The sequence below is a fragment of the Anaeromassilibacillus senegalensis genome, from assembly GCF_001261775.1.
Lineage (GTDB): Bacteria > Bacillota > Clostridia > Oscillospirales > Acutalibacteraceae > Anaeromassilibacillus > Anaeromassilibacillus senegalensis.
This window is the reverse complement of sequence record NZ_LN868538.1, coordinates 1,038,175-1,063,344: the sequence shown is the minus strand read 5'-3', so window position 1 is coordinate 1,063,344 and position 25,170 is coordinate 1,038,175. Positions and strand designations below refer to the sequence as shown.

General features: G+C 55.6%; 5 protein-coding genes and 1 CRISPR repeat array (1 of these 6 only partly in view). All 5 genes read left to right on the top strand.

Features of this window, described 5'->3' with window-relative positions:
• Positions 1 to 407: direct repeats of the CRISPR family, unit length 28 nt; unit sequence TGCCCGCAGGGGCACTGTGGATTGAAAT (it extends 89 nt beyond the left edge of the window).
• 310 nt (positions 408 to 717) lie between these two features.
• The 5 genes from BN2106_RS14735 (at position 718) to BN2106_RS14715 (ending at position 25,136) form a co-directional block, all read left to right on the top strand.
• Complete coding sequence (locus BN2106_RS14735; protein ID WP_050699309.1) at positions 718 to 1,749, top strand: acyltransferase; 1,032 nt, start codon at positions 718 to 720, stop codon at positions 1,747 to 1,749.
• A gap of 235 nt (positions 1,750 to 1,984) precedes the next feature.
• Positions 1,985 to 7,225, top strand: coding sequence for a beta-L-arabinofuranosidase domain-containing protein (locus tag BN2106_RS14730; protein ID WP_050699308.1), 5,241 nt, complete (start codon positions 1,985 to 1,987; stop codon positions 7,223 to 7,225).
• Positions 7,226 to 7,777: 552 nt separating this feature from the next.
• Entirely contained in the window at positions 7,778 to 13,999 is a 6,222-nt protein-coding gene (locus tag BN2106_RS14725; protein WP_050699307.1) for a carbohydrate-binding protein, read from the top strand.
• Between the two features lie 403 nt (positions 14,000 to 14,402).
• A complete protein-coding gene (locus tag BN2106_RS14720; RefSeq protein WP_050699306.1) occupies positions 14,403 to 18,011 on the top strand; it encodes an FIVAR domain-containing protein in 3,609 nt (1,202 codons plus the stop codon).
• A gap of 774 nt (positions 18,012 to 18,785) precedes the next feature.
• On the top strand, positions 18,786 to 25,136 hold the full coding sequence (locus BN2106_RS14715; RefSeq protein WP_050699305.1) for a discoidin domain-containing protein: 6,351 nt from the start codon (positions 18,786 to 18,788) through the stop codon (positions 25,134 to 25,136).
• The last annotated feature ends 34 nt before the right edge of the window (positions 25,137 to 25,170 follow it).

Here is a 25,170-nt window from a genome sequence, read left to right as displayed (position 1 = left end):
TGAAATCAGGCGAGCGAGTCTCCACCATAATACAATCAAGGTCAGTGCCCGTAGGGGCACTGTGGATTGAAATCAACGACCTGTATATGTCGTTGGAGCTTTGCGAGTCAGTGCCCGCAGGGGCACTGTGGATTGAAATGTCAATGAGGATAAGGGCACTCATGTTATTGCCGTCAATGCCCGCAGGGGCACTGTGGATTGAAATCGGGCGCGGAATAAATAGCGGTCAAGAGCTTACGTCAGTGCCCGCAGGGGCACTGTGGATTGAAATCCAGCAGGGGACGGTACACACCCGAACGAGATCGGGTCAGTGCCCGCAGGGGCACTGTGGATTGAAATATTCTAACGCCATTTGCATATAACAAACTGGCGCAGTCAGTGCCCGTAGGGGCACTGTGGATTGAAATCATACCGATCAGCTCGGCCATCTCTTGTTCTTTTGGTCAGTGCCCGCAGGGGCACTTGTAAATGAAAATGGATTGAGTGCCTGTGCGGAGATGGCGAGACAGAGGCCCGTGTCCGTGGGCACTGAGACGTATAGCCGGCTTCCAATGTGTTTTTGGAAGCCGGTTTGTGCTGTCCGTGCAAATTTGTAAGAAACTTTTGAAAAGGATGGAAAAGCCTTTGCGTTTACGATGGAAATGTAGTATGATTTTGTAGAAAAACGCGCAATTTTTTGGGTGCGGCATCCCCAGCGTTGGGAAGGGAAGAAAGGGAATGGAAGAAAACGAATCCAGTGAGTGGTACGGATTTATAGAAATCATGCGCGTAATCGGCGCGCTGGGCGTGGTGGTCATTCACGTCTATTTCAGTGTAATCGGAAATTTTCCGGATATCCGGCCATTGGCAAAGCAGGCGTTTAATACGGTATTTATGTTAATGAACTATGCCGTTCCGCTGTTTATCATGATTTCCGGCGCGCTGTTTTTAAACAGCGGCAAAACCTATACCTATAAGACCATCTGGAAAAATATCCGCCGGATTCTGTTCTGTCTGGTGCTGTTCGGCCTCCTGTATTCCCTGATGCAGCAGGTGTTTGAAACAAGGTCGTTGAACGGCGCGATGTTGCTGACCGGTTTTGTAGACATTTTTACGGGGAATCTCTGGGACCACATGTGGTACTTATATATGATTGTAGGCCTTTATCTGTTGGTTCCTGTCATGAAGCCTTTTTTTGAGCGGGCGGGCAACCGTGAGGCCGCCGTAGCTCTGCTTTTACTCTTTGCATTTAATTCGTTTCTGCCCTGGGTGCAGGAGACGTTTCAGCTTAAAAGCGGATTTTTTCTTCCCGTCAAGGGACCGTACCTGTTTTACTTTCTGGCGGGCGGTCTGTGCTTTCGCCTGCGCGGGACATATGGCGGGAAAATGCGTGCATGGGCGTGTGCGGCGGCGGGACTGGGTGCGGCGATGCTGGTGGCGCGTTCCTTTGCGGCGGAACAATTTACGGCGGGCGATTACAGCGCCATGCCGATCTGTCTGTATACGGTGGGGGTCTACCTGTTGCTGCAGGAGGGCCTGTTGAACCGTACCCCCACCGGACGAACCGTCAAGCTGGCGGAGACCACCTGGGGTGTGTACCTGATCCATCCGGTGTTTATTCATCTGCTGTTTAAGGCGCTTCGGTGGAATCCCTTTGATTTCGCACCGCTGTTCAGCGTGCCGCTTGTCGTTCTTGCGGTATTCCTGCTGAGCGCGGGAACCGTTTCCCTGGCAAGAAAGATTCCCATGATCAAAGAATATATTTTGTAAAGAAACCCTCGCTTTCAAAGCGGGGGTTTTTCTATGCAGGCATGTAAATGGTAAATTTGTTCTGAAATCCATATTAACGCTAAAATTTTGTACAATCTTGTTCTCTTTTTATAAATACAAACCAAATCTGAGCCGCTATGATAAAGATGAAATCAAATGAAACGAGAGAGGAGGGCAGAAATCAGTTCGTCTGGAGAGGGTTTGTACGATTAGGAGTTGAATAGGAGGAATTACATTGAAAAGGCAGCTATTGGCCGGATTGCTCAGCGCCGCAGTACTGTTGTCCGGTGTTCCCACAGCCTTCGCCGCCGGGTCGGCGGCAGGCGCCGCAGAGGAACCGGCAAAATCCATCGACTTTACCCATGTGAAAATCACGGACGACTTCTGGGGCGCCCGCCAAAAACAATTTATCTGTAAGGTCATTCCGACCGGAATCGCCAACGTGGAAAAGGGCGGCGGCGGGATCCCGAACATCATCAATGCCGCCAAAATGCACCGGGGCGAGGAGCACGGCGCTTTCCAGGGGGCGTTCTACGTCGATTCCGATGTGCATAAGGTTTTGGAATCCATGTGTTATGCCCTGCAGATCGATCCCATGGGGGACCAGGAGGTCATCGACGGACAGCAGGTTATCCGCGACAAACTGGAGGAGTGGATTCCCTATTATGTGGACGCACAGGAGGAAAACGGCTATTTTGACACCTACTTTATCCTGGGTGCGAACGGAAACACGCCGAAATGGTGGGATTTCAACCTGCATGAGCTGTACTGCGCGGGTCATTTTTACGAGGCGGCAATTGCGCATTACCGCGCCACGAACGGGCAGGATACCCGCCTGTTCGACATGGCAATCAAAAACGCGGACTATGTAAACTCCCTGTTTGGAGAGGGCAAGTGGAAGCAGGTGCCCGGCCATCAGGAAATCGAGCTGGCGCTGATCAAGCTGGCCAATCTCTGCGAGGAGATCGGCGGCGAATATGCGGCGAAGGCGCCGGAGTATATCAAGCTGGCGGAATTCTTCCTGGATACGCGCGGCGATTTTGAGGACCGCCACGGAACAAACCACAATGCGTCTTACGACCAGGACCACATTCCGGTTAAAGACCAGAAGGAGGCAACCGGACACGCGGTGCGCGCGGCGTACATGTATACGGCGATGGCGGACGTCAACCTGCTGGAGCAGGACGGCCGTTACGACGAAGCGCTGCTGGCCCTGTGGGACGATATTGAAAACAAAAAGACCTATGTAACGGGCGGCGTGGGCTCCAATCCGGCGAACGAGGGCTACGGTGCGGCGTACGACCTGCCCAACGATACCGCCTATTGTGAAACCTGTGCGAACATCGCCAATGTGATGTTTAACCAGCGCATGAACCTGCTGTACGGGGAGAGCAAATACGCCGATATTGTGGAACGCGGCCTGTACAACAGCATCATCAGCTGCGTGGACTTTGACGGCGAAACCTTCTTCTACGGCAACCCGATGAGCAGCAACGGCAATAAGCACCGTTCCCAGTGGTTCGGCACCGCCTGCTGCCCGCCGAACCTGATGCGCACCGTGGAGGCGCTGGGCGGTTATATTTACACCCAGCAGGGCGATACCATCACACAAAACCTGTACATCGGCAACGAGGCCAATCTCCAGACGTCGGGCGGCGCGGTGCTTCTGCGCACAGAGACGGAAATGCCCTGGCAGGGAGAAACGGCCATCACGGTGGAGGTTGACCAGCCGACGGCTTTCACCTACCGCCTGCGTGTTCCGGAATGGGCGACGGATGGCAATACCGTTTCCCTGAATGGAGAACCCATTTCCGCGGAACCGGACGAGCAGGGCTATATTACCCTGAGCCGGACCTGGAACGACGGGGACAGCATCGATCTGAACTTCCCGATGGAGACAAAGCGCGCCTACAGCGACCCGCGGGTCAAGGCAAATGAGGGCGCGGTCGCTGTCAAGCGCGGCCCGATCGTCTACGCGGCGGAGGCGGTGGACAACGAATATCCGATTTCCAAGTATATCCTGCCGACAGACGCGACCTTCTCCACCAAATGGGTGGAAAACCTGGAGGATGAGAAATTCAACCGCGAAGTTGTATATCCGGAATATGTGGAGGCAAATCTCACCGAGGACTTTGCCGACGCCGAAGCTGCCAACGCCAGTTGGACCAGGGTGGGCGACGCGGGCAAGATCGATATTTCCGGGGGAAAGGTTTCTGTCCAGAAGAGCACGAATAATAAGCTGACCACCGGCGACGAAGCCTGGAGCGATCTGGTCATGGAAATGCAGGTCACGCTGGGCGAAGACGGCACGGAAAGCGGCAATGCCGGCATGCTGATCCGCTCCACGCAGGAAGGCTCCGGCCCGGACAATTACCACGGCTACTATTTCGGCATCGGCCTGGAGGGCACCGAGTATGGCAAGGCCGATGGAGGCTGGACCCGGCTGGGCAAAAAGACGCACGATATTCAACTGGGAGTTCCCTATACATTGAAGGTTATTGCCTATCAGAACAAATTCCTGTTCTTTGTCAATGGGGAAAAGGTCGGTTCTTTTGACGATCTGGACCACCAGACGGGCAAAGTCGGCCTGCGCGGTTACAACCGCGCCTACGAGGTGGACAATGTTGTGGTTCGCCCGTTGACCGACGAGGAAATTGCTTTAACAGAGATGCCCAGCGAGGACCACTACGGCGTAAAACCCGCCATGCAGGTGGTGGCCCATACCAAAGCAAAGGTGCAGGACGAGGCGGTCGACGCGGATCTGGTCATGACCCCGTATTATGCGTGGGACAACCGCCAGAGCGGTGCGATGGCGATTTATCTGCCGGAAGAATTTAAAGAAATTCCGCTGGAGGGCTATGCAAAGGCCTCCGCGTCGTATGTTTACCAGAATGACTCAATTGAAGCGCTGAATGACGGAACAGACGCCAGATGGACCTCCTGGTCGGGTCCCCTCAATCCGTGGGTACAGTACGACTTTGACGAGCCGGTCACCCTGTGGGGCTGTGATGTCAAATGGTATGATGACAACGGCGGCGTCAAGGTTCCGGATGGGCTGGAAATCGTCTATTGGAACGGCGAAGCATTTGTCCCGGTCACACCGACGAAGGAATACAACAGCTTTAACAAGAACCAGTACAACAACTACGGATTTACTCCCGTTGTGACGGACAAAATCCGGATGAACATCAAAAACGACGTGAAGAAGGTCGCCTCCGGTATTATGGAATGGAAAGTCCAGGGGCAGCTGGGCGCGGTCGATTTTGGCCAGGTCTCCCTCGCATCGGTGCAGTATGGACATAAGCCGTACGCCACCGAATACAATACCCTGAATGAAGCCGACTTTACCCCGGTTACCGCAAACAAGTTCCGTGTGCTGATGGAAGGCCAAAGGTCGGTCGGCATGAAGGAATTCCGCCTGCAAAAGGAAGACGGCACGTATGCCGAACAGGACGCGGCGGTATCCGCTTCCTATACCTGTGAGGAATGGTCCACGCTGAAGGCCGTCAACGACGGAAAGGGCTGGGATACCTCGGCGGAGGTCGGAACGGGTTCCACCTGGTCCACCTATCCGGAGGCGGGAACCCAATGGGTAGAATATGCCTTTGAAGAACCCATTACTGTAAAACAAGCGGAAATCTGCTGGTACCGCGCCTGGGACGACGGCGTCATTGCGCCGGACAGCTGGAAAATCCAGTATGAGAAGGACGGCGAATGGGTCGACGTCGACCATGCGGCCTTTGATTTGGACTTTGATAAGGCTGTCATGGAGTACACCGTGAAAATGCCGAAATTGTCGGCGGTTCCGGTGGTCACCGCGGAGGCCGACGCATCCTATGCGGCGGTAGCAATCCGGCAGGCGGAGACCTTCCCCGGCAGCGCGCAGATTACCGTAAGTGTGCCCGGTTATCCGGACAGCGAAAAAACCTATACCATCCATTTTGTGGAGCAGACGGAACAGCTTCCGCAGCTGCTGAACGTGCAGTGGAACCCGAATCAGGCAAACGTGGAAATTGCCGGTGAGACGGACGTCATTCTCGACGGCAACGGCATCTACGGCGCAAAAGTAGTTCCGGGCACGAAGCTGACCTTCACCTTCACCCCGGCAAACGGCCCGTTTGCAAGCGCAAAGCTGAACGGCGAGAACATCCCGTTTGAAGCCGACGGCTTTACCTACACCTACACCATGCCGAACGACAAAGCGGTCCTGCGTTTTACCTTCACCAGCGTGAACAAGAGTGTTCTGGAAACCCTGCTGGAAAAGGCAAATGAAGTGACCGACAAGCAGCTTGCCGGTTTGGTCGAGTCCGTAAGCAAACGCTTCGTCGCAGCGCGCAGCAATGCAAAGGCCATCTATGAAAACGATAGTGCCACCCAGGAAGAAGTAAACGAAGCCTGGAAGGAACTGCTCGACGCGATGCATCACCTCTCCTTCGAGGCAGGCACCAAGGAACAGCTGGAATACTGGCTCGACTACGCCGCCATGCTCGACCTGAACAACTTCACCCCGAAGAGCCTGGAAGGCTACGCGGAAGCACTCGCCTATGCGGAAGAAATCTACAACGACGAGGGCGAAACGCTGAAGGCGGAAGTTGAGAAAGCGGCCAACAACCTGCATGACGCGATTATGCGTCTGGAATTCAAGGCGGATACCGAGACGCTGGCACTCTTTGTAAAGCAGGCACAGGAGATCGATCTGGACGAATATCTGGACGGCCCGGAGAAGGACGCCTTTGAGGAAGTCCTTCCGCAGGCGGAAGCCCTTCTGGCAGACGGCAACGCGACCCAGAAGCAGGTCGACGAGATGACAGACAAATTGTTTGACGCATTGGCTGGCCTGCGTGTCACGCCGGACAGAGAAGCGCTAAAAGACCTGCTGGAGGAATCCGAAGCGCTCAACCCGGCGGACTACACCGAGGCGAGCTACGCGATCCTCCGTGCGGCATTGAATCTCGCATGGGATACCTGCAACGACGAAAATGCCACCCCGAAGGATATCGCCGTGCGGTATGCGACCGTGGAGAAGGCCCGCGCGGGACTGGCGCTGGCAGACAAGCCGGAAGAGCCGGAGAAGCCCGGTAACAAGCCGAGCCATAAGCCGTCCAACAGCGGCGGCAAGAAGCCGGTTGGCAACACCTCCGGTACAGGAACGGCAGTTGCTGTGCCCAACCCGTTAATCAACGCGGTACAGAACGTGATGGGACAGAAGTCCGTCCGTTCCGATACCACAGCGAACTTCACTCTGAAGAGAGGCAATGCGTATTGCTTCAAAATGACGGTTGTCAACGGCAGCAATGCGGCCCCGAACTTCACCGTGGGCAACGGCAGCGTGCTGAAGACCCAGTTCGTGGCGAAGATCGGCAACGATTACTATTACAGAGTCTGGGCGACCGGCACACCGGGCCAGAGCACCGGCGTGTATACCACGATGGCGGGCGAGAACCCACAACAGCATTGTGTAGTTACAATTAGCTGATTGCTGCCACTGAAAACCACCGTAGGTGCGAATGACGTTGTACGTCCGCAGCAGCACTGTGTGGTAACGGTTGGCTGAACAAACTGTTGGCCAATTGAAAGGATTGTTTCCGTTAATAGAGCCTGAAGAAGCCCTGTTTGGAAAGAAGCTGCTTCTGAAAATCGCCATAGATGCATATTGAGTGCAGGTTTGCAAAAAATCAATGTGCGTCTACATGCCAACGGCAGATTTATAACGACACCCCTGATGCAAATACAGCAACGGGGGTGTCGTTTTTATTTGTTTCAATACGAAAGCGAAAATATAAATTTCATACAAATTCTTACTATGAAATTGACAATAAACAGATACTATGATACTATTTATTAATAATTGAATGTAATACAAAACATAATTTAATTTGTTATCTGGCAAATGCCAAATGCCGAAATAATGGACGGTGCGGCGATTCCCGCTCGCTTGTTGGAAAACAAACAGCGTGGTATAGAGGAGGTGTAACGCTCAGAGTTTGGTTCGCAGGAGTTTGTAGAAAAAGGAAAGTTGGTATGGAAGATGAAAAGTAAAAAAATACTCGCATTGGTTATGGCGATGACGATCGGATTGTCCGGGTTTTCATCCATGTTTGCGGCGGATACGGCCGCCCCGGTTTCTGAGAGCGCACAGGTGCAGCAAGTGGCGGAAGAAGCAGTAGAACTGCCCGCAAAACTGGCCTCCGCATCGTACAGCGACGCTTCGCAGGGCGTTGTGTTAAAGGCAAATACCGACCCGCTGAAAGTGGACGACCAGATGACGGGCGAAACCTACGGCGGCGCGTGGATCGAGTTCCAGGTTTCCGTTCCGGCGAATGGGGATTACCTATTTACCGCGCGCGTGCAGTCTTCAGCTGGCGCGAGGCCGCAGATGGACGTTCTGGTGGACGGAGAACGGATGCTCACGGTGGAGGAAGGCGACCCCGCCGGAGAGAGCGTGCCGTGGATGACGACAACGCCCCAGGCTCTTTCCATGAAAAAAGGGGAACACACCGTCCGCCTGGTGTTTAACAGCGATTTTGAGATGAGTTGGATGCAGTTTGCTTCTGCGGTAGAGCCGATTGAAATCAGTGATGGCACAGTGATTTCCGTAATGGACTACGCCCGCATTTCCAAGGACAATGTGGAGACGGAGCCGGGCGACGACCCGCAGGTTCCCGGCGGATTGATTCCCAAATACATGATGGCCGGAGATTGGCTGGAATATGAAGTGAGCGTCCCGGAAGAGGCGGCGGGCGCGTATAACCTGGTGATGAACGTTGCCCGTGCCGGCATTGACGACGGCGCGATCGGCCTGCAATGCTATGTGGACGATGTGATGGCCGGGCAGATTTCCCGCGCCGGAACGGGCGGCTGGAAGTCGTGGGTTCCCTCCGATGAGCTGGAGCTGGACCTCAGTGCCGGCGTCCATACGATCAAGCTGGTGTATACCAAGCAGTTCAACATGAGTATGCTGAAATTCACCGAGGCGGTCAAGGGGGACAAGCGCTTTAAGATCGACGCGGTCAATTATTCCAAGGCGTCCAAGACACTGAAAACAGAAGAGGCCAATAATCCCGAGGTGGAAAGCGGCCTGATTCCTGCGGGAACTTACGCGGGCGACTGGCTGGAGTACACCATTGATGTGCCGGAAGACATGGCGGGCAAATATTACCTGACCATGCAGGTGGCGCGCGCGGGTACGGCGCCGGGCGATATCAAGATAAAAGCGCATTTGGACGGCGTGCAGGTAATGGATTATGTGCGTGCCGGAACAGGGGGCTGGAAAGCCTGGGCAGAAACAGACGCGGCGCTGGTCAATCTAACCGCGGGCACGCACACACTCAAGGTGTCCTTTGTCAACCAGTTTAATCTTAGCCTGTTAAAATTCGAGCAGGAAAAAGACATTGGCAACAGCATTAAGGTGGAGGCTTCCACTTTTTCCCGCGCATCCGGCAACATCGGCCTGGAAAATTGCCAGGACCCGGAGGTTACCAGCGGCAAAAACCCGACGTCCACGATGGCGGGAACCTGGCTGGAGTACAATATTAACGTGCCGAAGAAGCTGGAAGGCGACTTCAAACTGAGCATGCATGTGGCGCGCGCCACAACGGAACCGGATCTGATCGGTCTGGAAGCCTATATCGATGGGGAACTAGCGGCAATCATCGGCCACGACGGAACGGGCGGCTGGCAGAATTGGCAGGCGACGGAGCCGGTTGGCGTCAATTTGACCGCGGGCAGCCATGTGGTTCGCATCCTGTTCACCAAGCAATTCAACCTCAGCCTGCTGAAGTTTAAACAACTGGAGGTCGATCCCGATGCGAAGGTGTCGGAGATCACCGTACAGACGCAGGAAGCGCAGGCGATTAAAGGGAAAACGACTTCTTTCTTTGCCACCGTCAAGGGCGATGAGAACTGCGACCCGTTTGTTACCTGGGAGGTGGAAGGCGCGGAGAGCGCGAGAATCAGCGCCTACGGCCTGCTTTATGTATCGTTCGGCGACCCGGCGGCGTCTGTGACCGTGCGCGCACGGTCCCGTTCCAACCCGGAGGTTGTCTCCGCACCGGTGACGATTCCGCTGATCGATGAATCGACCGAGCACGGCAAACTTTCCCGTGAGATCGCGGAGGAAGGCATGGTGCTCCTCAAAAATGACAATGAAGCGCTCCCGCTTAAAGCGGAAACCAATGTGGCGCTGCTGGGCATCGGGCAGGCGAGCTATGTCAAGGGCGGCAGCGGCTCCGGCGATGTGGAGTCCGCATATGTCCGCACCATCCAGGAAGGCCTGCTTGACAAGGCGGCGAATAAGAAAATTAAGCTTTACGAACCGCTGACGGACTACTATTCCCAGTATTACACGCGGGTTGGCGGCGGTTATGGGACGGACGAGCCGGAAATGACCGGCGAGTTGGCCAAGTTGGTCGACGAAGCCGCCGCACAGGAGAACGCCACGGCAGTGGTCGTTTTGCGCCGCCGTACAGGTGAGGGCTCCGATATCGGTATCAAAGCGGGCGAGTATTACCTGCGCAGCCGGGAAAAGGAGTTGATCCAAACTGCGCTGAACAAGTTCGACCGGGTGGTTGTGGTTTTAAATATTGGCGTAGTGATGGATGTCAACTGGCTGAACACCATTCGGAGCAGCGATGGCAGAAGTGTCGACGCGGTGTTCCTTGCCTGGCAGCCGGGTATGGAGGGCGGTGTCGCTGTGGCGAACACGCTCTGCGGCGAGGTCAATCCGTCCGGCCGTTTGACGGATACCTTTGTGACCAGCTTTGACGATTATCCTGCCGCGAATGTCTATGAAAATGCCGGCAGAAACGCGTGGGTTTCCTATGAAGAAGATATTTTTGTCGGCTACCGCTATTTTGAGACCTTTGCAAAGGACAAGGTCATTTTCCCGTTTGGCTTTGGCCTGTCCTATACCACCTTTGACATACACGATGTAACCGCGGTTCCTAACCCGGAGAAAGGTGTTATCGATGTTTCCGCAACGGTGACCAATACCGGCGATATGGCGGGCAAGGAAGTGGTACAGGTCTACTTCAGCGCGCCGGCAGGGGACCTGCCCAAACCGGCGCTGGAGCTGGCGGCGTTCCAGAAGACGGAGCTGCTGCAGCCCGGCGATTCGCAGACCGTTGCTATGTCCTTTGACATTGCGGATATGGCCTCCTACGATGATATTGGCAAAACAGGGGCAGAATCCGCATTCGTATGGGAACCGGGCGCATACAAAATCCTGGTGGGCAGCAATGTGCGCGACACCCAGCAGGCGGGCGTCTACACGGTGGACGAGCTGGAAGTGGCGGAAGAGCTCACAAAGGTCTTCCAGCCGGCGAATCCGGATAAGATGCTGGAACGCCGCCTGGATGGAAAAGGTCCGGACAGCTACGAAACGACCGTCTGGTCGGATCCTCAAAAACCGGAAGTACAGTCCCAGCAGCCGGAACCAAAAGCGGCACAGATGAATCAAGCGGCACGGGCCGTACAAGCTTCCGGCGAAACAATCATGCTGGCGGACGTGGCGGAAAACCCGGCGCTGATGACCGCGTTCCTGGAGCAGCTTTCGGACGATCAATTAATCATCCTTTCCCGCGGCACAGGCAGCGACAATCCCAGAGAGATTGTGGACGGTGCAAACACCGCCTGTACCAAAGAGGTGTTGGAATTTGGGATTCCGCGCCTGCAAACAGCGGATGGCCCTGCCGGTATCCGTAATAACAAATACACGGCGACTGCGTGGCCCTGCGCAACCTTACAGGCGTGTACCTGGAACCCCAGCCTGGTCGAGGCGGCGGGACAAGCCGGCGCGGAAGAGGCCAAAACCTTTAAGACGCTGGACAAATACAAGAACCTGTCCATGGGCAACGACGGATTCCCCATCTGGCTGACGCCCAGCACCAACATTCATCGCAATCCCAGATGCGGACGAAATTTTGAGTATTATTCGGAAGATCCGTTTATTGCCGGTAAAATGGCCGCCGCGCAGATCCGCGGGATCCAGTCGGAAGGCGTTTCTGCAACGCTCAAACATTTTTCGGCAAACAACAGCGAAAATTACCGCAAAAACAGCGACAGTATGGTTTCCGAGCGCGCCATGCGCGAAATTTACCTGCGTCCGTTTGAAATCGCGGTCAAGGAGTCCCAGCCGTGGTGCGTAATGTCCTCCTATAACCTGATTAACGGGGTGCGTGCGGCGGAGAATACGGACTTGCTCACGCAGGTGCTGCGCAACGAATGGAATTTCAAAGGCATGGTCATGACCGATTGGGGCAGCGAATCTACCCTGGTGGAGGAAATCAAGGCTGGCGGAGATTTGAAAATGCCGTCTTCCGGCAGCAACAACGACCCTGCCGGCGCCCCCGGCAGCCTGCAATTGCAGGCTGTGCGCGATGCGCTCGCGGATGGTTCCCTTTCCCGGAAGACACTGGAACGCAATATCCGCAGCACCATGCGTATGATCCTGCACACCTATTTCTTCGACGGCGATAAAGAAGCGCTGGAAGTTTACAATCCGGTCGACGTCGCGGCGGCGCCCGGTATCGATGCAGCGACCGATTTCCGCTTCTATTATGAGAACGAGCCGGTATCCCTGCATGTGACGCAGGCAGAGGGTAGCGAGCCGGTACAGACCGTGTCCGTTGTTGACGCGAATGGAAACGCGGTGGACGTGACCAAGCTGGCGGATGGCGAATACCGCTTTGTCATGCCGGCTTCCGCGGTGACAGTTTACACGGAACAGAAGGAAGCCGAGCCGCAGCTGCTGAACGTGCAGTGGAACCCGAATCAGGCAAACGTGGAAATTGCCGGTGAGACGGACGTCATTCTCGACGGCAACGGCATCTACGGCGCAAAGGTGGTTCCGGGCACGAAGCTGGCCTTCACCTTCACCCCGGCGAACGGCCCGTTTGCAAGCGCAAAGCTGAATGGCGAGAGCATCCCGTTTGAAGCCGACGGCTTTACCTACACCTATACCATGCCGGACGACAAAGCGGTCCTGCGCTTTACCTTCACCAGCGTGAACAAGAGCGTTCTCGAAACCCTGCTGGAAAAGGCAAACGAAGTGACCGACGAACAGCTTGCCGGTCTGGTCGAGTCCGTAAGCAATCGCTTCATCGCGGCGCGCGGCAACGCGAAGGCCGTCTATGAAGACGACACAGCCACGCAGGAAGAAGTAAACGAAGCCTGGAAGGAACTGCTCGACGCGATGCATTACCTCTCCTTCGAGGCAGGCACCAAGGAACAGCTGGAATACTGGCTCGACTACGCCGCCATGCTCGACCTGAACAACTTCACCCCGAAGAGCCTGGAAGGCTACGCGGAGGCACTCGTCTATGCGGAAGAAATCTACAACGACGAGGGCGAAACGCTGAAGGCGGAAGTTGAAAAGGCGGCAAACAACCTGCACGACGCGATCATGCGCCTGGAATTCAAGGCGGATACCGAGACGCTGGCGCTGTTTGTAAAGCAGGCACAGGAGATCGATCTGGACGAATATCTGGATGGCCCGGAGAAGGACGCCTTTGAGGAAGTCCTTCCGCAGGCGGAAGCCCTTCTGGCAGACGGCAACGCGACCCAGAAGCAGGTCGATGCAATGACAGACAAATTGTTTGACGCACTGGCTGGCCTGCGTGTCACGCCGGACAGAGAAGCGCTGAAAGACCTGCTGGAGGAATCCGAAGCACTCGACCCGGCGGACTACACCGAGGCAAGCTATGCGATCCTCCGCGCGGCATTGAATCTCGCATGGGATACCTGCAACGACGAGAATGCCACCCCGAAGGACATCGCCATACAGTATGCCACCGTGGAGAAGGCCCGCGCGGGACTGGCGCTGGCAGACAAGCCGGAAGAGCCGGCGAAACCCAACAACAAGCCGAGCCATAAGCCGTCCAACAGCGGCGGCAAGAAGCCGGTTGGCAACACCTCCGGAACAGGAACGGCAGTTGCCGTAACCAACCCGGTAGTCAATGCGGCACAGAACATGATGGGACAGAAGTCCGTCCGTTCCGATACCACAGCGGCCTTCACCCTGAAGAGGGGCAATGCCTACTGCTTCAAGATGACGGTTGTCAACGGCAGCAGCGCGGCCCCGAACTTCACCGTGGGCAACGGCAGTGTGCTGAAGACCCAGTTTGTGGCGAAGATCGGCAACGATTACTATTACAGAGTCTGGGCGGTTGGCACACCGGGCCAGAGCACCGGCGTGTATACCACAATGGCGGGTGAGAATCCGCAGCAACACTGTGTGGTAACGGTTGGCTGATTGCTGCCACTGAAAACCACCGTAGGTGCGAATGACGTTGTACGTCCACAACAGCACTGTGTGGTAACGGTTGGTTGAAAACAATAAAAAGCTGACTGTCTGCGAACGGCGTTGTGCGTCCGCATGCGGACCAGAGGTTAGCGCAATATGCAGCGCGTCTGCGTAATCAGAAAAACAAACAGAACCGTCTTCCGGCTGTCGCCGGGGGACGGTTCTGTTTATATGGGAATATGTAAAGATACATACACGAAATTTCCGAATTAGATGTATATGCTAAAATATTATATTATTTTGATCGATTTTCATAAATACAAACCAAATATGTGCGCCTATGATTATGATAAACAAGGGTGGTCAATCGGGGACCGCCTATGAGGAGTTACATTGGATTAGGAGGCGTATTATGAAAAAACAGATCATCGCATGCTTGCTCAGCACAACCATCCTGTGTTCCGGCGTTCCCACCGCGCTTGCCGCCACTCCCACACAAGGCAGAGTGATTCCCGGCGCATATGCATCGCTTGTCAACCGGGACGGTATGCCGGAAAATCTGGACAATCTGGCGCTCAATCCCCAGAATCTCGGTTTTCCAAAGGTCTTTGCCGAATTTACCTGTTCGGGCGACAAATTGGAACAGATCAACGACGGCATTATCTCCAGCAAGCAGGGCGCTCCCATCGACGAAGGCCCGCGCAACCGCTGGACCAACTACAACAAACAGGGAACCGCCTATGTGGATACCATCTTTGAAACGGAACAGAACGTCTACAGTGTGGAACTGTTTGCCTACAATGATTTTGGCGGCGTGCCGACGCCCAAAGCAGTCAGCGTGCAGTATTGGGACGGCAGCCAGTGGGTGGCGGCGGAAAACCAGGTTGTGGAGCAGGGAACCTATGGAACGGATACTTGGATCGTACCATTTACCATCACATTTGACAGGTTCCGTACCTCGCAGGTGCGCGTGCTGATGGAGCCGCAGGACGGGAAATCGGTCGGCGCGACGGAGCTGCGCATTTGGGGTGTAAAGGAAATGCTACACGGCTTTGAAATGCAGACGCCCGCTGTTGTCCCGGAGGACGGCGCATTGCCTGTTTCCATCACATTGGAAGAGGCACGGAACGCGGCGCAGCCCGTCTACATAAAGGCGGTGGACAGCCAAAGCGTGACGCAGACCTTCCAAAAAGAAATTCCGGCCGGGGAGACTTCCGGTGCCTTTACCGTGGACCTTTCCGCCTGCGCGGAGGGGGCGCTCGATCTGACCGTGTCTCTGGACGAGTCATACACACAGGCGCGCACCATTCAGTTGAAAAAACGCATGTCCGGCGAGGTCATCCAACAGGTTTATGAGGAGGTCAAAACGCCCTATGAATATGGGATCGTTTTGTCCTATTCCGGGCAGGGGACCGGTACGTTTGACAGTGACCTGATCGACAACCCGAACGTGTTTGCCATTCCGGGCGACGACACCTATGTTTATATGACTTATGTCGGCCACGACGGCACCGGATACCGCACGGGCTTGGCGCGCAGCAAAGACATGCTCACCTGGGAAAAGGTCGGCAAAATTCTGGAAAACGGTGAACCCGGCGCGTGGGACGAGTTTAACGCGGCGGGATACATTGTCCGCGACCACGAGTGGGGCGAGCTGCCGACGCCGCACGTCATGAAGGACGGACGGCTGGCCATGACCTATCTGGCCTCCGACACACCGGGCTATGAAGCGGGCATCAAGCGCGCGGGCGTGGCGTTTGCCGATACGATTTTCCAGGAGGAAGGCTCGCTCTCCCAGTGGGAACGCTATCCGGACCCGGTTCTGGATGCGCACGACGGGGCGTATCCCTACGAAAAGGGCACCATCTGGAAGCTGCAGGCGGTTTGGGACGAGGCAAACCAGCGCTATGTGGGCTTTTATAACGCCGCGGGCGGCCCGGAAGTCATGTGTCAGGCGTATTCCAAAGACCTGATACAGTGGGAACGTGAGGAAACCAATCCGGTTATTAACCAGGACAGTTCACCCACCGGCGATGTCTGGGGCGCCAGCCACAACGCGGACGCGGATGTAGTGAAAATTGGCGACTACTGGGTGATGTTCTACTTTACCAGTTCGCCAGGCGGCATCATCGATTCGTTTGCCGTTTCCCGCGACATGGTCCATTGGGAGAAATCCTATCTCCCGCTGACCACGCGCAACAGCACGTACAGCTCCACTTATGCGCATAAACCGTGCGTGCTGCAAAAGAACGGCGTCACCTATCATTATTATAATGCCGTCGGCAGTCAGGGCCGGTTGATCGCGCTGGATACCTCTGTTGACCTGACCGCCCTGCGGCAGGCACAGGAGATCGATCCGGCTTCCTGCCCCGGAGCATGGTATGCTGGATTGCAGGAAAAAATAAATGCGCTTCAAATAGAGCTGCGCCGCGAGGACGGTTCTCTGGAGCAGGTGCAGTCGGCGTTGAATGTGCTGCAAGCCTATCTAGAAGCAGGGCCACAGGAATCGGAGCAGCTGCTGAACGTACAGTGGAACCCAAATCAGGCAAACGTGGAAATTGCCGGTGAGACGGACGTTATCCTCGACGGCAACGGCATCTACGGCGCAAAGGTGGTTCCGGGCACGAAGCTGGCCATCACCTTCACCCCGGCGAACGGCCCGTTTGCAAGCGCAAAGCTGAACGGCGAGAACATCCCGTTTGAAGCCGACGGCTTTACCTACACCTATATCATGCCGGACGACAAAACGGTTCTGCGCTTTACCTTCACCAGCGTGAACAAGAGTGTTCTGGAAACCCTGCTGGAGAAGGCAAACGAAGTGACCGACAAGCAGCTTGCCGGTTTGGTCGAGTCCGTAAGCAACCGCTTCATCGCGGCGCGCAACAACGCGAAGGCCGTCTATGAAGACGACACAGCCACGCAGGAAGAAGTAAACGAAGCCTGGAAGGAACTGCTCGACGCGATGCATTACCTTTCCTTCGAGGCAGGCACCAAGGAACAGCTGGAATACTGGCTCGATTACGCCTCCATGCTCGACTTGGACAACTTCACCCCGAAGAGCCTGGAAGGCTACGCGGAAGCACTCGCCTATGCGGAAGAGATCTACAACGACGAGGGCGAAACGCTGAAGGCGGAAGTTGAGAAGGCGGCCAACAACCTGCATGATGCGATCATGCGCCTGGAATTCAAGGCGGATACCGAGACGCTGGCACTGTTTGTAAAACAGGCACAGGAGATCGATCTGGATGAATATCTGGACGGCCCGGAGAAGGATGCCTTTGAGAAAGTCCTCCCGCAGGCGGAAGCCCTTCTGGCAGACGGCAACGCGACCCAGAAGCAGGTCGACGGAATGACAGACAAATTGTTTGACGCACTGGCTGGCCTGCGTGTTACGCCGGACAGAGAAGCGCTGAAAGACCTGCTGGAGGAATCCGAAGCACTCGACCCGGCGGACTACACCGAAGCAAGCTACGCAATCCTCCGCGCGGCATTGAATCTCGCATGGGATACCTGCAACGACGAGAATGCCACCCCGAAGGACATCGCCGTGCGGTATGCGACCGTGGAGAAGGCCCGCGCGGGATTGGCGCTGGCGGATAAGCCGGAAGAGCCGGAGAAGCCCGACAACAAGCCGAGCCATAAGCCGTCCAACAGCGGCGGCAAGAAGCCGGTTGGCAACACCTCCGGTATGGGAACGGCAGTTGCTGTGCCCAACCCGTTAATCAACGCGGTACAGAACGTGATGGGACAGAAGTCTGTCCGTTCCGATACCACAGTGGCCTTCACCCTGAAGAGAGGCAATGCCTACTGCTTTAAGATGACGGTTGTCAACGGCAGCAACGCGGCCCCGAGCTTCACCGTGGGCAATGGCAGCGTGCTGAAGACCCAGTTTGTGGCGAAGATCGGCAATGACTACTATTACAGAGTCTGGGCGGTTGGCACACCGGGCCAAAGCACTGGCGTGTATACCACGATGGCGGGTGAAGCACCGCAACAGCACTGTGTGGTAACGGTTGGCTGATTGCTGCCACTGAAAACCACCGTAGGTGTGAATGACGTTGTACGTCCACAACAGCATTGTGTGATGACGGTTGGCTGAAACGGATGCGCTGCGCGATTGACAATTTCCCGGGCAGGTTTCAACTTGATTCCAGGTGTTTAGAAGGGTGCTGCTTGGAAAGGCGATTTAAAAAAGAAGATATAACAAAAGAGGGTCTGTATCAAAACGCGTGTTTTGATACAGACCCTCACCGTTTTTAAAGAATCTATTTTTAGAAGCAGGGATAAAGGGGAGGGCTCAAACAAAAAATCCGCTTGAGAGTCCCTATAAAGGATACGGGGGCATAGTATCCCAGTATCAAATGGCCTTATAAAAATTCCAATAAAACAGCATGTATCTCATGGAAACAGGTGTATTTTCCTATAGTTCTGAAATCAAAAACATTTAACGAATTATAATAAAAAATATTAAGAAAAGGCAGAAATTATATTGACATTATGAATCTGATCTGTTTAAATTGTGTTAAAGGCTAAACTCAATAAATGAGTTAACTGAAACGATATTCGCGCAAAGAAAGGGGATGAACAGGGGCCCGCGCAGATTCGAAGCGAGCAAAGAGGATGGACGGGATTGGAGCCCGTCCGGAACGGCTTGTTCTGTATAGGGAAATTGAAATGTGAGGGTCGGCGTGCTTTCCGCGGGATAACAGCTCAAAGTCTCACCGGCTAAGTGGAACCGGCATTTCTCATTCCGTTACAGTCCAAAAGTTTTTTAGGAGGAGAAAGGATAAGGATTATGAAACGAATCAAACAGATCATCGCGTTGATTCTGGTAGCATCGCTCATGTCGTTCAGCGCGGGTGCGATTCCCGCAAGCGCATCAGAGCAGGCGGCTTCCAGCAGTGTTTCTGTTGGGATCAGTGCGGCCAACCCGCTGGAGGGCGCAACCGTCACCTGCAGTTCGGAAGATGCAGACCACATGGCCAACGGGGAACCGACCGGCCCTGCCAAATATTTGATCGACGGCGATAAGAAGACCCGGTGGGCCGCAACATCCAGAGGAAAGGAATGGATTCAGTTCGATTTCGGCAAGCCAACGGCGATTGGCTCCCTGATCATCACCTGGGAAGCCGCATACGCCAGTGATTACTCCATTCTGGTTTCCAATGATGGCGAGAACTACACCAGCGTTCTCCATGAGACCCCTGGCTCCAAGCCGGAGGAAACGCCCCTTGTCATCAATCAGACCTGCCAGTATCTGAAATTGACCATGGATAAGCCCGGCAGCGGATACCCCTATTCGATTTATGAGATCGAAGCCAGGGATGCCGGCAACATCATTACCGCGTTGGATGAAGTAACCGCGGAAACCGTTGTGGGAACAGCTCCCGTACTGCCCGAAAAGGTGGCCGCCTCCTATTCCGATGGGAAACGGTCCGATTTAAAGGTGACGTGGAACCCCGTCCCTGCCCAGAAGTACAGCCAGGTCGGTACCTTTGAAGTCATTGGTGCGGTCAGCGGCACAGATATTCCGGCCAAATGCGCCGTGACGGTCCATCCCGCCGACGAGAGCCAGTATCTGCGCATTGCAAAGAAGCAGGTGGGCGGCAGAGTGCGGGTTCCCTCCGCCGATTATGCGGATGAGGACGCCATTGCCGCGGCGGCAACAGAGATTGCCCAGGAAAAGATTACGCTGGGCGATACGGTTGCCGATGTATCCTGGGTAGAGGACCGCTATGTGCTGACGCTGACAAACGGCGGGACAAGCAGCACGCTGGATCCCTTTACCGTGAGCCTGCCCACCGACCGGGATACCAGCGGCCGGTATGAGCTGCTGGAGGAGCGCATTGAGTTGGCCCGCCAGATTGGCGACGAAGGCGTGATTCTGCTGAAAAATGAGAACAAGACCCTGCCGCTGACGGAAGACGACCAGGTGGCGGTGTTTGGACGTATGCAGGTTGACACCATCCGCGGCGGCTTGGGCGCGGCCTACATGGACCCGGCCTATGAGATCAACGTGCTGGACGGCATGCGCAATGTGGGCATCCATGTGGATGAAACGCTGGCTGAGGTCTATGAGACCTGGTGCAACGATCCCGCAAACAAGAAGGAAGAAGTCATCTACACCAGCGACCGCTTCTTCCCCGAAATGCCCCTGACCGAAGAGATGGTCAAAGAGGCCAGCGCGCGCGACAACAAGGCCGTTGTGGTTATTGGCCGGATCGTGGGCGAGAACAACGACATGCAGAACAACAAGGGCGGCTGGCTTCTGACCGATGCGGAAACAAAGATGCTCCAGATGGTCACCCAATACTTTGATCAGGTCACGGTGGTGTACAACAACGGCGTCGTGGCGGATATGGAGTTTGTAGAAGACATGGGCGTCGAGGCGCTGCTCTTTATGGGGTACGGCGGACAGGAGGGCGGAAATTACGTCGGAGATATCCTCTCCGGCAGAGTCACCCCCTCGGGCAAATTGACCGAAACCGTGGCCAAGAGCTTTGATGCATATCCTGCCGACGGGTTCAGCGGCAGCACCACCCAGAAGTATACCGAAGATATTTTCACGGGCTACCGTTACTTTGAGACCTTTGACCCCGCGTATGAGACGGTCCGCTATCCCTTCGGCTACGGCCTGTCCTATACGGATTTTGCCATTTCCAATGTGACCGCCAAACAGGAAGGTACCCATATTGAGGTATCCGCCATGGTTACCAACACCGGGGACTTCTATTCCGGCAAAGAAGTCGTGCAGGTCTATTACAGTGCTCCCCAGATGGGAACCGGCAGTGCTCTGCTGGGCAAACCGGGAAAGGTTTTGGCCGCCTTTGATAAGACCGGCCTTCTTGCGCCCGGCGAGAGCCAGGTTTTGACCCTGACCTTCCCCATTGCCGATATGGCAAGCTATGACGATACCGGCGTGACCGGGCATCAGAACGCCTGGCTGTTGGAAGCGGGAGATTACGACATTTATGTGGGCAATTCCATTCGCGACGCCGGCACGCACAAGGCTTATACCTACAACCAGTCAAACCTGCGCGTCATCGACGAAGACCTGACCCAGGTGGATACCATGCTGAATGAGCGCCTTCTTGCCGACGGCACCCATGAAAAGCTGGAAGTCATCGAGATTCCCGGCCAGATCAACATCAAGGATGATGCCGTCAACAAAGCGGAAGTGGAAAACTACAAATCCGCCGATGCGGGTGTCACCGAAACGGACGGCGCCTTGAACATCCCGCAGGGCGAATCTGTGTCGTACCTGCTGCAGGTGACAAAGGGCGGCAAGTATCTGTTGAAGCTGACCTACAACAATCACGGAGAAGCGGTCAAACTCAACGACGTGTTGTCCGTATTTGTGGGCACGGCCGGCGCCCCGGTAAACATCGACGATGCGATTGTGCTTGAAAGCGGCGACGGTTTGGAGACCGCTGCAATCCCGGTCGGATTCCCCACCGGCGATATTACCCTTCAGTTCACCGGCAAAGCTGCCACGGATGTTCTGTGGGACAGCTTCACGCTGGAGCGCGACAACGACGCAGACGTCGTCAACGATATTCCCGCCAGCGGCATTGGCAAAGTGGAAGGCGAAGACTTCGTGGATGCCTCTGCTGGCGTCCGGTATGAGGACTTCCAGGACGATGGGCAGGGCCAGCCCGGCAGCTGCCTGTCCAACATGCGCGCCGGTTCCCGCGTCAACTACAAACTGAATGTGGAAGAAACCGGAACCTATCACATGGTAGTCCACTATGCGGCGGTCGGCGAGACTTCGCTGGGCAGCACGGCGATCTTCCTGATCAACAATATCACGCAGGCATTCGCCGACGATATTTCTTTCAAAAGGACTTCCATTGCGGGCAACACCTATTATAACTTTGTGGATCTGGATCCCCTGACGGTGGTTTTGCCCAGCGGTATGGCAACGCTAACCCTCGAATCGCAGATCGCGGCGTTCCCCAATATCGACTACATCACATTTGAGAAGGTGGACGCGCCGGCAGCCAAAGCGCGTGCCATGGCCCGGAATCCCCTCTCCGCCGCCGCTGAGAAGATCTCCTTTGAAGATGTGGCGGAGAATCCCGCGCTGATGGACCAGTTCGTTTCGCAGCTTACGGTGAACGAGCTGGCGTCTCTGGGAAGCGGACACGGAAACGTGGCGCCGAACACCAATACCGGCTCCATCGGCAATATCCCCTCCCTCGGAATTCCCGGCGTGCAGACGGCGGACGGCCCCACCGGCGTGCGCCTGAGCGGTACCACCGATCCCATCGCCTGGCCCGCCACCAACGTCATGGCCAGCTCCTGGAACGAAGAGCTGTGCGAAGACTATGGCCTGGCGTTCGGCAAGGACATCAAGACCTACGATATCAACTGTATCCTGGGCCCCAGCATCAACCTTCAGCGCAATCCTCTGGGCGGCCGTAACTTTGAGTACTATGCCGAGGATCCCTATCTTACGGGCAAGCTGGGCGCCGCTGTGACCCGCGGCATTCAGTCCGTGGGCGTCGCGACGGCGGTAAAGCATTTTGCTGTAAACTCAACCGAATACAGCCGCTTGGCCTCCAACAGCATCGTTTCCTCCCGCGCCATGCGCGAGATCTATTTGAAAGCGTTTGAAATTGTCATCAAAGAAGCGGATCCCTGGTCCATCATGACTTCCTACAACTTCGTCAACGGCACCAAGGCGGCGGAGCTGGAACCCATGATGAACGGCATCGCCCGCGGCGAGTGGGGATACGACGGCGTGTTTATGACCGACTGGGGCAATGACTCCAACATCGTCCGCGAAGCCCTGGCCAGCGGCGACGTTAAGATGCCCAGCGGCGATTCCAATGCGCTGGTCAACGCGGTCAACAGCGGTGTTTTGGACCGCGCAACCTTGGAAGCGGCCGCGGTCCGTCTCCTGAACCTGGCCCTGAAAACCGATAGCCTGCGCAAGGTTGCCCCGATCGACCATCTGGCCGTGGGCAAAACTGCCACGGCTTCCCACACCGAGAGCGACGACCACAATGCCGCAGGCGCCGTGGATGGTTTGATGACGACCCGCTGGGCAACCGGCTCCGTCAATCAGTCCTCTCAGCCGTGGTTCCAGGTAGACCTGGGTGACGTGCAGGATCTGGGTTATCTCCGCGTTTCCTGGGAGCACGCACCCAAAGCCTATGAAATTCAGGTATCCGAAGACGGCGATACATTTAATAAGGTCGCCAGTTACACAACAACCGATGCCAGCGGCGGCGACAATGATGCACAGGGATTTGACCTGTCCAATGTCTCCGGCCGGTACATCAAAATGCAGGCCACGGAACTCTGGGATGTTTGGGGCGCCAGCATCTACGAGTTTGAGGTATATGACAGCAGTTATGTGCCGCCTGTGGATGAAGAAGAAACCTATGTGGTTCTGACTCGAAATGCGTCTGTATCTGGCGCAAGCACCGGGCTTAAAGAAGGCGACAAGGTAACGGCTATCGCGAATGAAGCGCCCGAAGGCTATCATTTTACCGGTTGGAGCACCGTTGGCCTGACGCTTACCGCCGAAGAGCGCGTTTCCTCTGAACTGAACTTCACCATGCCCGCCAACAATGTTATCCTGACGGCGGACTTTGCCAGAAACCAGAAGCCGGATGTGCCGAAGAATCCGCAGCTGCTGAACGTACAGTGGAACCCGAATCAGGCAAACGTGGAAATTGCCGGTGAGACGGACGTCATTCTCGACGGCAACGGCATCTACGGCGCAAAGGTGGTTCCGGGAACGAAACTGACCTTCACCTTTACCCCGGCGAATGGCCCGTTTGCAAGCGCAAAGCTGAACGGCGAGAACATCCCGTTTGAAGCCGACGGCTTTACCTACACCTATACCATGCCGGACGACAAAACGGTTCTGCGCTTTACCTTCACCAGCGTGAACAAGAGTGTTCTGGAAACCCTGTTGGAAAAGGCAAATGAAGTGACCGACAAGCAGCTTGCCGGTTTGGTCGAGTCCGTAAGCAAACGCTTCATCGCGGCGCGCAACAGCGCGAAGGCCGTCTATGAAGACGACACGGCCACGCAGGAAGAAGTAAACGAAGCCTGGAAGGAACTGCTCGACGCGATGCATTACCTCTCCTTCGAGGCAGGCACCAAGGAACAGCTGGAATACTGGCTCGACTACGCCGCCATGCTCGACCTGAACAACTTCACCCCGAAGAGCCTGGAAGGCTATGCGGAGGCACTCGCCTATGCGGAAGAAATCTACAACGACGAGGGCGAAACGCTGAAGGCGGAAGTTGAGAAGGCGGCCAACAACCTGCATGACGCGATTATGCGTCTGGAATTCAAGGCGGATACCGAGACGCTGGCACTGTTTGTAAAACAGGCACAGGAGATCGATCTGGACGAATATCTGGACGGCCCGGAGAAGGACGCCTTTGAGGAAGTCCTTCCGCAGGCGGAAGCCCTTCTGGCAGACGGCAACGCGACCCAGAAACAGGTCGATGCAATGACAGATAAATTGTTTGACGCATTGGCTGGCCTGCGTGTCACGCCGGACAGAGAAGCGCTGAAAGACCTGCTGGAGGAATCCGAAGCACTCGACCCGGCGGACTACACAGAGACAAGTTACGCAATCCTCCGCGCGGCATTGAATCTCGCATGGGATACCTGCAACGACGAGAATGCCACCCCGAAGGACATCGCCGTGCAGTATGCGACCGTGGAGAAGGCCCGCACGGGACTGGCGCTGGCAGACAAGCCGGAGGAGCCGGAGAAACCCGACAACAAGCCGAGCCATAAGCCGTCCAACAGCGGCGGTAAGAAGCCGGTTGGCAATACCTCCGGTACAGGAACGGCAGTTGCCGTGCCCAACCCGTTAATCAACGCGATACAGAACGTGATGGGACAGAAGTCCGTCCGTTCCGATACCACAGCGAACTTCACTCTGAAGAGAGGCAATGCGTATTGCTTCAAAATGACGGTTGTCAATGGCAGCAACGCGGCCCCGAACTTCACCGTGGGCAATGGCAGCGTGCTGAAGACCCAGTTTGTGGCGAAGATCGGCAATGACTACTATTACAGAGTCTGGGCGACCGGCGCACCGGGCCAGAGCACCGGCGTGTATACCACGATGGCGGGTGAAGCACCGCAGCAGCACTGTGTGGTTACAATTGGCTGATTGCTGCCACTGAAAACCACCGCAGGTGCGAATG